Source organism: Caulobacter sp. 17J80-11, from assembly GCF_014349105.1.
Classification (GTDB): domain Bacteria; phylum Pseudomonadota; class Alphaproteobacteria; order Caulobacterales; family Caulobacteraceae; genus 17J80-11.
Window position 1 is genome coordinate 111,928 of sequence record NZ_JACSJI010000011.1, and the last position, 12,319, is coordinate 124,246.

11 protein-coding genes are annotated in these 12,319 nt (G+C 69.5%); 6 read left to right on the plus strand and 5 right to left on the minus strand.

What is annotated here, in order from left to right:
- Positions 1-74: 74 nt before the first annotated feature.
- From H8B08_RS12860 to H8B08_RS12870, 3 genes are all read left to right on the plus strand, one after another.
- Positions 75-1,448 (plus strand): sigma-54 dependent transcriptional regulator, encoded by a 1,374-nt coding sequence (locus tag H8B08_RS12860; protein WP_187450597.1) that lies wholly within the window; start codon positions 75-77, stop codon positions 1,446-1,448.
- A gap of 33 nt (positions 1,449-1,481) precedes the next feature.
- Positions 1,482-3,551, plus strand: coding sequence for a flagellar biosynthesis protein FlhA (gene flhA, locus H8B08_RS12865; RefSeq protein ID WP_187450598.1), 2,070 nt, complete (start codon positions 1,482-1,484; stop codon positions 3,549-3,551).
- A gap of 108 nt (positions 3,552-3,659) precedes the next feature.
- Positions 3,660-4,106: a DUF4282 domain-containing protein gene (locus H8B08_RS12870; RefSeq protein ID WP_370545467.1), complete on the plus strand. Its 447-nt coding sequence runs from the start codon at positions 3,660-3,662 to the stop codon at positions 4,104-4,106.
- A gap of 53 nt (positions 4,107-4,159) precedes the next feature.
- Here H8B08_RS12870 and H8B08_RS12875 read toward each other — a convergent pair whose 3' ends face one another.
- Genes H8B08_RS12875 through fliI form a run of 3 tightly spaced genes read right to left on the minus strand, consistent with a single transcriptional unit; the run spans position 4,160 to position 6,989 of the window.
- Positions 4,160-5,245, minus strand: a complete 1,086-nt coding sequence (locus H8B08_RS12875) for an endo-1,4-beta-xylanase (RefSeq protein WP_370545468.1) — start codon at positions 5,243-5,245, stop codon at positions 4,160-4,162.
- Positions 5,242-5,652 carry a flagellar export protein FliJ gene (locus H8B08_RS12880; RefSeq protein WP_187450599.1) on the minus strand — a complete coding sequence of 137 codons (411 nt, stop codon included), beginning with the start codon at positions 5,650-5,652 and terminating at the stop codon, positions 5,242-5,244. Before H8B08_RS12880 ends, H8B08_RS12875 begins: the two co-directional genes overlap by 4 nt.
- Positions 5,649-6,989, minus strand: coding sequence for a flagellar protein export ATPase FliI (fliI, locus tag H8B08_RS12885; RefSeq protein ID WP_187450600.1), 1,341 nt, complete (start codon positions 6,987-6,989; stop codon positions 5,649-5,651). Before fliI ends, H8B08_RS12880 begins: the two co-directional genes overlap by 4 nt.
- Positions 6,990-7,133: 144 nt before the next feature.
- Between fliI and H8B08_RS12890 the strand changes: the two genes are divergently transcribed.
- Together H8B08_RS12890 and H8B08_RS12895 are read left to right on the plus strand one after the other, a co-directional pair.
- A complete protein-coding gene (locus tag H8B08_RS12890; protein ID WP_187450601.1) occupies positions 7,134-7,583 on the plus strand; it encodes a carboxymuconolactone decarboxylase family protein in 450 nt (149 codons plus the stop codon).
- Positions 7,584-7,639: 56 nt separating this feature from the next.
- A complete protein-coding gene (locus H8B08_RS12895; RefSeq protein ID WP_187450602.1) occupies positions 7,640-8,044 on the plus strand; it encodes a DoxX protein in 405 nt (134 codons plus the stop codon).
- On the opposite strand, the gene H8B08_RS12900 is transcribed toward H8B08_RS12895, so the two are convergent.
- Positions 8,041-10,830, minus strand: a complete 2,790-nt coding sequence (locus H8B08_RS12900) for a family 16 glycosylhydrolase (RefSeq protein WP_187450603.1) — start codon at positions 10,828-10,830, stop codon at positions 8,041-8,043. The two genes, H8B08_RS12895 and H8B08_RS12900, sit on opposite strands and share 4 nt — an antisense overlap.
- 416 nt (positions 10,831-11,246) lie before the next feature.
- On the opposite strand from H8B08_RS12900, the gene ctrA reads away from it, so the two are divergent.
- Complete coding sequence (gene ctrA, locus H8B08_RS12905) at positions 11,247-11,942, plus strand: response regulator transcription factor CtrA (protein WP_187450604.1); 696 nt, start codon at positions 11,247-11,249, stop codon at positions 11,940-11,942.
- Positions 11,943-12,083: 141 nt separating this feature from the next.
- Here the strand turns inward: ctrA and H8B08_RS12910 are convergent.
- The coding region (locus H8B08_RS12910; RefSeq protein WP_222934454.1) for a hypothetical protein at positions 12,084-12,319 on the minus strand (236 nt) is incomplete at its 5' end.

Below are 12,319 nucleotides of genomic sequence, written 5' to 3' on the forward strand. Positions count from 1 at the left end.
CGGCGACGGAGCGGGCGGACCAAGACCCGGGGCGACGGCGACGTAAGCCGACGCTCTGCTGAGGGGGATCTGAGATGCGGCTTCTGGTGGTCGGACGTCTGAGCGGGCAGCTCGCCGCGGCCGTGAAGATGGCGATGTCGACCGGCGCCAAGGTCAGCCACGTCGAGACCGGCGCGCAGGCCACCGACTCCTTGCGCCGCGGCCAGGGCGCCGAGCTCCTGATGGTCGACTACGACCTCGACATCGCCGGCCTGATCGCCGCGAACGAGGCCGAGCGCATCCACGTGCCGGTGGTCGCCTGCGGCGTCGGCGCCGACCCGCGCCGCGCGGCCGACGCCATCCGCGCCGGGGCCAAGGAGTTCATCCCGCTGCCCCCCGACGCCGAGCTGATCGCCGCGGTGCTGGCGGCGGTGGCCGACGACGAGCGCCCGCTGGTCACCTCCGACCCGGCCATGCAGCAGGTGCTGAAGCTGGCCGACCAGGTCGCCAAGTCCGAGGCCTCGATCCTGATCACCGGCGAAAGCGGCGTCGGCAAGGAAGTCATGGCCCGCTACGTCCACGCCAAGTCGCGCCGGGCGGACAAGCCGTTCATCAGCGTGAACTGCGCGGCCATCCCCGAGAACCTGCTGGAGAGCGAGCTGTTCGGCCACGAGAAGGGCGCCTTCACCGGCGCCGTGGCCCGCCGCATCGGCAAATTCGAGGAGGCCGACGGCGGCACGCTTCTGCTGGACGAAATCTCCGAAATGGACGCGCGCCTGCAGGCCAAGCTGCTGCGCGCCATCCAGGAGCGCGTGATCGACCGGGTCGGCGGCCAAAAGCCGGTGAAGGTCGACATCCGCATCCTCGCCACTTCCAACCGCGACCTGGCCCAGGCCGTGAAGGAAGGCACCTTCCGCGAGGACCTGCTCTACCGCCTCAACGTCGTGAACCTGCGCCTGCCGGCGCTGCGCGAACGTCCGGCCGACGTGGTCGTGCTGGCCGAGCACTTCGTGAAGAAGTACGCCGCCGCCAACGGCGTGGCCCAGCGCCCGATCGCGGCCGAGGCCAGGCGCCGCCTGATCGCCCACCCGTGGCCGGGCAACGTGCGCGAGCTGGAAAACGCCATGCACCGCGCGGTGCTGCTGGCGATCGGCGACGAGATCGACGTCGACGCCATCCGCCTGCCGGACGGCCAGCCGTTGGCCGCCGCCGGCGGGGCCTCCACGCCGGGCTACGCCGCCCAGGCCGCTCAGGCGGCCGACGCCGCCGCGCGCGCCTTCGTGGGCCGCACGGTGGCGGAGATGGAGCAGCAGCTGATCCTGGACACGCTCGGCCACTGCCTGGGCAACCGCACCCACGCGGCCAACATTCTGGGCATCTCGATCCGGACCCTGCGCAACAAGCTGAACGAGTACGCCGCCGCCGGCGTCCCCGTCCCGGCCCCGCAGAGCGGCCTGAGCGCGGCCTGACGTTAAGTGGCTGAACTCGGCATCCAGGGTCTGATGGCCGAGCGTCCCACGCCCAGGGAGGTGTGGGGCTGGCTGGCGCGCGGCGAGGTGGCGCTGGCGCTGGGCGTCGTGCTGATCGTCGTGCTGCTGATCGTGCCGCTGCCGGCCTTCGGGCTGGACGCGCTGCTGGCGCTGTCGATCACCAGCTCGGTGCTGATCCTGATGACCGCGCTTCTGATCAAGAAGCCGCTGGAATTCACCGCCTTCCCGATGGTGCTGCTGGTCGCCACCCTGTACCGGCTGGGCCTGAACATCGCCTCGGCGCGCCTGATCCTCAGCCACGGGCACGAGGGCGGGGAGTCGGCCGGCAAGATCATCCAGGCCTTCGGTCACCTGATGACCGGCGGCAACTTCGTCATCGGCGTGATCGTGTTCGCCATCCTGCTGGTGGTGAACTTCATGGTCATCACCAAGGGCTCGACCCGCATCGCCGAGGTGGCCGCGCGCTTCACCCTCGACTCCATGCCGGGCAAGCAGATGGCCATCGACGCCGACCTGTCGTCGGGCCTCATCGACGAGGCCGAGGCCAAGAAGCGCCGCAAGGAGCTGGAGCAGGAATCGACCTTCTTCGGGGCCATGGACGGCGCCTCGAAGTTCGTGCGCGGCGACGCCGTCGCCGGCCTGATCATCACCTTCATCAACGCCATCGGCGGCATGCTGATCGGCGTGGTCCAGCACGGCCTGCCCGCGGGCGAGGCGGCCGGCACCTACACCCTGCTGACCGTCGGCGACGGCCTGGTCACCCAGGTGCCGGCCCTGATCGTCTCGCTGGCCGCCGGCTTCCTGGTGTCGAAGGCCGGCGTCGAAGGCGCCGCCGACAAGGCCCTGGTCGTCCAGCTGGCCACCAACCCGGTCAGCCTGGGCATGGTCTCGGCCGCCTCGGGCGTGCTGGGCTTAATCCCGGGCATGCCGATCATCCCGTTCGCGGCGATCGCCATCGGCGCGGGCGTGCTGGCCTGGCGGCGCGGCCACGCCAAGCCGCCGCCGCCGGACCCGGTGGTGGAGACCGCCCCGGCCGCCGCCGACGTCGAGGAGCCGATCGGCCAGACGCTGGCCATCGACGACGTGAAGATCGAGCTGGGCTACGGCTTGCTGGGCCTGATCAACGACCTGGAAGGCCGTCGCCTGACCGACCAGATCCGCGCCCTGCGCCGGACGCTGGCCACCGAGTTCGGCTTCGTCATGCCGCCGGTGCGCATCCTCGACAACATGCGCTTGCCCAGCCAGGGCTACGCGCTGCGCGTCAAGGAGATGGAAGCCGGCCAGGGCGAGGTGCGCCTGGGCCACCTGATGGCCATGGACCCGGCCGGCCGCCAGGTCGAGCTGCCGGGCGAGCACATGAAGGAGCCGGCGTTCGGCCTGCCGGCCACCTGGATCGACGAGAGCCTGCGCGAGGAAGCCACCTTCCGCGGCTACACCATCGTCGACCCGGCCACCGTGCTGACCACCCACCTGACCGAGGTGCTTAAGGAGAACATGGCGGACCTGCTCTCCTACGGCGAGGTGCAGAAGCTTTTGAAGGAGCTGCCGGCCGAGACCAAGAAGCTGGTCGACGAGCTGATCCCCTCCGTGGTCAGCGCCGCCACCGTGCAGCGCGTGCTGCAGGCGCTGCTGCGCGAGCGGGTGTCGATCCGCGACCTGCCGGCCATCCTGGAGGGCGTGGCCGAGGCCGCGCCGCACACCGCCAGCGTCACCCAACTGGTCGAGCACGTGCGCTCGCGCCTGGCCAAGCAGCTCTGCTTCCAGAATCGCGGCGAGGACGGCGCCCTGCCCATCGTCACCCTGTCGCCCGACTGGGACACGGCTTTCCAGGAGGCCCTGGTCGGCCCGGGCGAGGAGAAGCAGCTGGCCCTGCCGCCCTCGCGCCTACAGGAATTCATCCGCGGCGTGCGCGACACCTTCGAGCGGGCGGCCATGAACGGCGACGCGGCGGTCCTGCTGACCAGCCCGGCCATCCGGCCCTACGTGCGCTCGCTGATCGAGCGCTTCCGCGGCCAGACCGTGGTCATGTCGCAGAACGAGATCCACCCCAAGGCCAGGCTCAAGACCGTGGGGCAGATTTGAGCGCTAGCTTAAATGACCAGCAGGCAGTGACCGTGGGTCGCGCCTCTAAGGGTTTGCGCCCAAGCTTCGCCTTTGTTAGCTGAAACCGTACGCCTCCGGAGCGAGTCCATGGCTCGGCAAGACTTCCGCCAACTCACGCGTCCCTCCAACCGCGAGTCGATGAAGGGGTTTCAGAAGACCTCGCCCGGCGAGCTGTTCTGGGACCTGATCACCTTCGACAAGCTGATGACCGGGCCGGTGGTCCATATCATCTACTGGGCGGGCCTGTGCCTGATCCTCCTGGCGGGCTTCTCGGTCGTGGGCGGCGCCTTCGGCATGGCCCTGCGCGAAGGCGGCATCATGGGCTGGATGTTGGCCATTCCGGTGGTGGTCATGGGCATGCTCGCGCTGGCCGCGGGCGCCCTGCTGTGGCGGGCGTTCTGCGAATTCTACGTCGCGATCTTCCGCATCTCCGACGATCTGCGCGCCATCCGCAACGCGACCGACCGGGGCGGCCCGACCGTCTCGCCGCTGACCTCGCCCCTGCCGAAGGACGAGAAGGTGGGGCAGGGCTGACGCCTGCTACGCGCTGAAGTTTCGACGGCCGCCCTCGGGCGGCCGTTTGCGTTTCAGGCCAGCGCCCGCGCGAACGCGCGCGCGGCGGCCTTGGGACGGCCGTCGTCGTCGAACAGCAGCGGACGGTCGGGCAGGGGGCCGCCGGCGTTGGGCGGTCGGCGCAGCCAGGAGTCCTTGTCGCGCGCGCCCCAGACCGTCAGCCCGAACCGCTGGGCCTCGGGCAGATCCATCACCGCTTCGACCGCTTCGGCGACCAGGGCCGTCTGGCGCGTCTCCAGCTCGCCGCGGCGCAGCACCGACAGGCGGTCGGCGTTGAGGCTGACGTCCAGCTCCGATACGTGCAAAGGCAAGCCCAGGCTGGCGAGCTCGCGCACGCTCGCCCGGATCGCGCCCGGCTCGAGGTCGGCGGTCAGGTGGCTCTGGGTGCCCAGCCCGCCCAGCGGCGCGCCGGATTTCAGCAGGTCTTCGGCCAGCCGCAGGAAGGCGGCCCGCTTCTTCGGGCGTTCGAGGTTGTAGTCGTTCAGCAGCAGCGGCGCGTCCCTGTCCGCCTCGCGCGCGTGTTCGAAGGCCCTGCGTACGTAGTCCATGCCCAGCGCCTGGCGCCACAGGCAGTCGCGATAGCCCTCGCCGTCGTCGTTCACCGGCTCGTTGACGACGTCCCAGCCGGCGAGGCGCCCGCTATAGCGGCCGGCCACGTCCAGCACGTAGTTGCGGTAGGCCGCCGCGAAGGCCGCGCGGTCGCCGGCCAGTCGCTCGAAGGCGGGCGAGGACTGCGCGTACCAGATCAGGGTGTGGCCGAAGACCTTCAGGCCCCGCGCCTCGGCCGCGGCCACCAGCCGGTCGGAACGGGAGAAGTCGAGCGCGCCGTCCGCAGCCAGGACGGCCTCCATCTTCATCTCCCACTCGGGGGTGACGCGATCGAACTGGGCGCCGACCAGCTCGGTCCAGCCGAGGTCGTCGAACTGACCGGTCATGGCCGCGACCCCGACCGGGAAGGGGGCGCTCTTCAGGGCCGGCGGCGGGGCTTCCGGCGCCGCGCGCGCGTCGCAGGCGGACAGGGCCAGGGCGGACAGCAGAAGGGCGCGTCGGGTCTGGCCCGCGCGCCCCTCGAACTCAGGAACGTGGTCGCTCGGGATCACCGACCGGCGCGGCGCAGGGCCAGCTCGTCCAGGGCGGCGCCTTCCAGCTTGGCCTGCACGGCCAGCTTGTTCAGGCGGCTCATCTCGGCGACGTGCTCGAACTTCTTTTGCTCTTCGAAGGCGCGGGTCAGCGCGTCGCGCACGCCCTGCTCCTCGATCGCCACTACGTCCAACTCGGCCACGGCGGCGGCGCGGCGGATCTCCCAGCCCTTCAGATAGGCCGGCATCAGCATGGCGGCGTGGGCGTCGTCGCGGGCGCGCTCGCGCTCGACCTCGGCCTCTGCGTCCAGCACCGCCACGCGCATCTCGGCGGAGGCGCGGCGGGTGGCGACTTCGGCCATGCGCTTCTGCAGCGTCTCGACCTCGTAGGTCGACAGGCGGATCAGGGAGTGCGCCCACTTGCTCATGCGGCGTGTCCTTCGCTCAGGATGGAATGGAGGTGCGCGAAGGACTCGTCGAGGCGGGTGACCTCGTCCTTGCCCTGGCGCAGAAAGTCTTCGACGGCCGGATTGAGCCGGATGGCGCGGTCCACCATCGGGTCGGCGCCCGTGCGGTAGGCGCCGATGCGGATCAGCTCTTCCATGTTGGAGTAGGCCGACAGCACCTCGCGCGCGCCGCGCACGATCTCGCGCTCGTGCGGCAGCTGGCAGCCCGGCATGGTGCGGCTGATCGACTTCAGCACGTCGATGGCGGGGAAGCGGCCGCGCTCGGCGATGCTCCGGCTCATGACGATGTGGCCGTCCAGGATGCCGCGCACGGCGTCGGCGATCGGTTCGTTGTGGTCGTCGCCGTCCACCAGCACGGTGAACAGGCCGGTGATCGGACCCGCCTGGCTGCCGTCGGCGCGGATCGGGCCGGGCCCGGCGCGCTCCAAGAGCTTCGGCAGTTCGGTGAAGACGGTGGGCGTATAGCCCTTGGTGGTCGGCGGCTCGCCGGCGGCCAGGCCGATCTCGCGCTGGGCCATGGCGAAGCGGGTGACTGAGTCCATCAGGCACAGGACTTCCAGGTCCTGGTCGCGCAGGTACTCGGCGATGGCCATGGTCATGTAGGCCGCCTGGCGACGTTTCAGGGCCGGCTCGTCGGAGGTGGCGACGACGACGATGGCCCGGCGCAGACCGGCCTCGCCCAGGGTTTCTTCGATGAACTCGCGGACTTCGCGGCCCCGTTCGCCGATCAGGCCGACCACGACGGCGTCGCAGGTCGCCTCGCGGGCCAGCATCGACAGCAGCACCGACTTGCCGACGCCGGAGCCCGCGAACACGCCCAGGCGCTGGCCGCGGCAGCAGGTGGTGAACACGTCCATGGCGCGTACGCCCAGGTCCAGCCGCTCGCCCACCCGGGCGCGGGCGTGGGCCGACGGCGGCGCGGCGCGCAGCGGATAGGCGGCCTGGCCGGTCGGCAGCGGGCCCAGCCCGTCCACCGGCTGGCCGAAGGCGTCGACGATGCGGCCCAGCCAGCCCAGCGTCGGTCGCACGGCGGCGCCTTCGTTGAGGATGCGGATCTCGGCCCCGGGGGCGACGCCCTCGACCGGCCCGAACGGCATCAGAAGCGCGCGGGCCTCCTTGAAGCCCACCACCTCGACCGGCAGCGGCCGGTCGGCGCGGCGCAGAATCTCGGCCCGGGCTCCGACTTCGAGCCGGCTCAGCCCGCCCTTGGCCTCGATCAGCAAGCCGTTCACGCCCGCCACCCGACCGCAGACGGTCAGCGGATCGATGCGCTCGGCGGCGGCGATCAGGTTGCGCAAAACAGGCCAGTCCCAGGTTAGCGACCGATGATCGGCCTGACGCCGTTAACGCACCCTAAAGAATGGTTGACGAGGCGACCCCGGGTCGCGCGGCGGGACCTCGCACCGGGGGGCGCAGGTTCGGGGGTCGGAAGGAGCCCCCGCATGACCATGCGCCTCGACTACGTCCACGTCGCGCCCGACGGCATGATGGCGCTGGGCCAGGTTTACGGCTACATCCTGAAGTCCGGCCTGCCCACGCCGCTGGTCAATCTGGTCTATCTGCGCTGCTCGCAGATCAACGGCTGCACCTACTGCATCGACCTGCACAGCAAGGACCTGGCGAAGGAAGGCGTGTCCTGCCAGAAGATGCTGCTGGCCTCGGCCTGGCGTGAGGCGAAGGGCGTGTTCACCGAAAAGGAGCAGGCGGCCCTGGCCTGGGCCGAGGCGCTGACCCGGCTGCCCGAGACCGCGGCGCCGGACGCGGACTTCCAGGCCATGAAGGCCCAGTTCAGCGAGAAGGAGATCGCCGACCTGACGATCGCGATCGGCCTGATCAACGTCTACAACCGTGTCGCAGTGGGCTTCCGGCGCGGGCCGGAAGGGATTGGTTGACGCAACGGCGGTCTCCCGCTTTCGTGACGCGAGCGACGCCTTGGGGGAGGTGAGCCGTGACCATGATCGACCGGGCCTGGATCGGCCTGCGCTGGCTGTACGCGCTGTTCTTCATCGCCACCGCCGCGATGATCACCACAAGCCTGACCACGGGCGCGATCCCGCGGCCCGTGCAGGCGACCCCGGCGGCGGCCGCCTTCGACCACGCGATCGCGGCGACCGGCTTCGTCGATCCGGCCCTGGCCGCCTGCTACCTGCTGGGCGGCCTGGCGCTGCTGCGCGAGCGGACCACGCCCTTCGGCCTGGTGCTGCTGGCCCCGGTCGTGGCGGTGATCCTGCTGTTCCACATCTTTCTGAGCGGCCTTTGGCCGGTCGGGGCCGCGACCGCCGCGGTGGCGGGCCTGTTGGCCTGGCGCCATCGCGGCGGCTTCACGGGCCTGTGGAGCTATCGGCGGGCTTAACCCCAGCCCCAGTCCTGCGCCGTCAGGTCGGCGCTGTTCACGTTCAGCAGGGTGATCTTCTCGCCGGTGCCGAAGGCGATCACCGTGTCGGCCCCGATCTGGGTGACGGTCGGGCGCGCGGAGCCGAAGCCGGTGAAGCTCATCCGGTCGTCGGTCCCGCCGGCCACGAAGTCCTCGATCACGTCGTGGCCGAAGCCGGGCCGGAAGCTGAACACGTCGTTGCCGGCCCCGCCGATCAGGTGGTCGTCGCCGCCGCCGCCCTCCAGCCAGTCGTTCCCGCCGCCGCCGTTCAGGTGGTTGGCCGCGTCGTTTCCGGTGAGGCGGTTGTTCAGGCCGTTGCCGCTCCCGTCGATCGCCGCCGCGCCCTTGAGGGTCAGGATCTCCACCTCGTCGGGCAGGACGAAGCTGATCCAGGCGCCGACGGAATCCGTGCCCTCGCCGGCCAGTTCGACCACCCGGTCGCCGACATTGTCGACCAGATAGGAATCGTTGCCCGCGCCCCCCGCCATCACGTCGGCGCCGGCGCCGCCGTCGATATAGTCGTTGCCGCCGCGCCCCTCGATGCGGTCGGCGCCGGCCGTGCCCTTCAGCGAGTCCGCGGCCTCGGTCCCGACGATGGTGTTCGTGGTCGGCGGCGGATCGCCCGGACCCGGACCCGGATCCGTCGGCGGCGGGCCCGAGCCCTTCAGGACGAAGTCGGACGCCTTGAGCGTGCTGGCCTGCACGTTCTTCAACACCAGCGAGGCCGTGTCGGAGAACACCACCAGGGTGTCGGCGCCCTGCTGGGTGATCGAGCGCCAGGCGGTGAACTGGGTCGCTTCGATCAGGTCCTCGCCGACCACGAAGTCCTCGACCACGTCACGCCCGGTCCCCTCGCGGACGATGAAGCTGTCGACGCCCAGGCCGCCGTTGAGGACGTCGTTGCCCGCGCCGCCGTCCAGCCGGTCGCGTCCGCCCCAGCCTTCCAGCCGGTCGGCGCCGCCCATGCCGTACAGGTCGTTGGCCCCGGCGTTGCCGCGCAGGGTGTTGTTTAGCGCGTTGCCGGTCGCGTCGATGTTGGCGACGCCGAACATGGACAGGAACTCGACGTTGTCCGGCAGGGTGTAGTCGGCCCAGGTCTGGACGGTGTCCCAGCCCTGGTTGGCCAGCTCGACAATCACGTCGCCGGTCTGGTGGACCACATAGGTGTCGTCGCCCAGCCCGCCGATCATGCGGTCTATACCGCCCTCGCCGCGCAGGTAGTCGTTGCCGGCTCCGGCCTCCAGCGTGTCGTTCCCGGAGGCGCCGACCAGCTCGTCGCGGCCGTCGCCGCCGACCAGGTGCTTGTCGGCGTCTGTAGCCGGGGGCGGCGGCGCGGCTCCGTTGGCCAGCTGGTAGACGTGCACGTAGTCGATCTTGAAGTCGGCCGGCAGGCCGGTCTGGGCGTCCGGCGCTCCCGCCCAGTTGCCGCCGACAGCCAGGTTCAGGATCAGGTACATCGGCGTGTTGGAGGCCGGCGTGCTGGCCGCCCGGAACACCTCATGACCGTCGAGGTAGTAGACGATGGCGTCTTCGGTCCACAGCAGGCCGTAGGTGTGGAAGCCCTCGGGGTGCGGCAGCAGGTTCTGCATGCCGGCCAGCTTGTTGGGCCCGTCGGTTCGGTCGTGGCGATAGGCGTAGGGGCCGTAGGGCTGGTGGCCCAGCCCCTCGAGGATGTCCATTTCGACCGCGCGGCCGTCGTCCGGCAGCAGCCAGAAGGCCGGCCACAGGCCCTTGCCCTCCGGCAGGTCGGCGCGGATCTCGAAATAGCCGTACTGCTGGGAGAACACCCCGCGCGTGGTCAGCAGGCCCGAGGTGTAGTCGTAGTTCCAGATGTCGGACTTGACGTCGGCGCCGACCCGCTCGGCCCGGATCGACATCACCCCGTCCTCAATGTGGAAGGGATTGACGCCCAGGTCGTGGCCGCTGGTCCCCTGGAAGCCCGGCGCGGCGTAGATCTGCAGCTCGCCGTTCCTGGGCAGGGTGTAGCGCTCGAGGCTGGTGGAGTCGCCGTAGCCGAAGTTGGTCTTCCAGATCCCGTTCAGCGAGCCCGAGGACCACAGGTTCAGGCTGTCGAACTCCTCCGAGAAGGTCAGTTCGCCGAGCTGGCTGCGGTCCAGCGGCATCTGGAAGTCGTCGGCCGTGAACTGCTCGATGCGGGTGTTGCGGAAGACGACGACCTCGTCGCCGTTCTGCAGGAACACGTCGGCCCCGCGCTGGGTCATGGCCGCCTTGATCTCGGCGAAGCTCTTGAAGTCGGAGCCGATCAGCCGGACGAAGTCGCCGTCGACCACCTGGCCGGCCTTGAAGTCGTGGATGACGTCGTTGCCCTCGCCCTTGACGATGACGAAGTAGTCAGAGCCCTCGCCGCCGACCAGCACGTCGTCGCCCCCGGCCCCGTACAGCGAATTGCTGCCGGCCTTGCCGAAGATCAGGTTGTTCAGGGCGTTGCCGACGCCGTAGTTCTCGTTGCCGCCTTCGAGGACAAGGTTCTCGACGTTGTCGGGCAGGGCGTAGGAGCCGGCCCAGGCGTACACCGTGTCGATCCCGGCGTTCTCAGCCTCGATCACCTTGGTGTTGTAGCCCATCGCGTAATACCAATCGTCGCCTTTCAGCCCGATCAGCACGTCGTTTTCTTCACCGAGCATCGAATTGTTCTTGTCGGTGCCGGTGAGCGTCTGGGGAGTCGGATCATTTCGAGCCGCGTGGCTGTCCACGACGCCGCCGCTCGTGGGCATCAGCTGCCCCAGGTAGTTGTAGTAAGCCATGGTTGAACGAGCCCGTGCCCTAGTCGGAAAGCGCAGGGGAAACCCCCTAAGGGCGTGGCCGTTCGAGCTTGGCGGTAAATATTGTGGAGCCGGCGGCGCCGCGTCCCGGCGCTTATCCCCAGCTCTGCGGCAGTCGGGCGCAGGCGCCGCTTGGCTGATTTCAGGCGAATCTTCATAAGGTTAATTCAACCGCGCGGCGAGGAGGGCGCGGTCGGGGCGAGGGGAGCCCCGTTAACGCTGCTTTAAGAATCGAATCGTTGACTCGACCGCTGGACGCGGACTCGCAAATCACCCTACGATTCGGGGCAGTCGTTAGGATTAACCAATCTTAAGTAACTGGCGGCCTAGCGTTCAGAGGTAAGGGCCGGACCTGTCTGTAGGGTTCGGTGGCGGGACGCTTCGCCGGGAGGGGCCGAATGCGAGTTCTGTTGATCGAGGACGACAGCGCGACTGCGCAAAGCATCGAACTGATGCTGAAGTCCGAAGGTTTCAACGTTTACACGACCGATCTGGGTGAAGAGGGCGTGGATCTGGGCAAGATCTACGACTACGACATCATCCTGCTGGACCTGAACCTGCCCGACATGTCGGGCCTGGACGTCCTGCGCCAACTGCGCGTGGGCAAGGTCAACACGCCGGTGATGATCCTGTCGGGCACCACCGAGATCGACACCAAGGTCAAAACGTTCGGCGGCGGCGCCGACGACTACATGACCAAGCCGTTCCACAAGGAAGAGCTGATCGCCCGCATTCATGCGGTGGTGCGTCGCTCGAAGGGCCACGCCCAGTCGGTCATCAAGACCGGCGAGATCACCGTCAACCTCGACGCCAAGACCGTCGAAGTGAACACGGTCCGCGTGCACCTGACCGGCAAGGAATACCAGATGCTGGAGCTGCTCTCCCTGCGTAAGGGCACGACCCTGACCAAGGAGATGTTCCTGAACCACCTGTACGGCGGCATGGACGAGCCGGAGCTGAAGATCATCGACGTCTTCATCTGCAAGCTCCGCAAGAAGCTCGCGACCGCGGCCGGCGGCAAGCACTACATCGAAACCGTCTGGGGCCGGGGCTACGTCCTGCGCGACCCGGCCGAGGGCGCCGTCGCCGCCTAAGCGGCTCCGCCTGCGAAGTAAAACGAAACGCCCGCCGGACCCCTTCCCGGCGGGCGTTTTCCTTTTTGCGGCAGAACAATGGAGGGGCGGCGGAGGAGCCCGGCCGCCGCCCCTCGTCCGTCGGGCGTGAGGGACGGGGGATTAGCGCCCGACGGAAACCGAACCGGACGCTTCGGCCGAGCCGTTGGCGTCCGCCTTGACCTTGGTCTGGCGCGGACGCTTCACGTCCGTCTGCGCCTGGGCGGAGCCGCCGGCCGAGCCGCGGGCTTCGCCGCCGCCCTGAGCGCCGCCTTGGCCGCCCGCCGCCTGGCCCGCGCCGGCCAGGCCGCCGCCGACCTCATGAACGGGTTTCACGGTCATGCGCCCCACATAGCGCA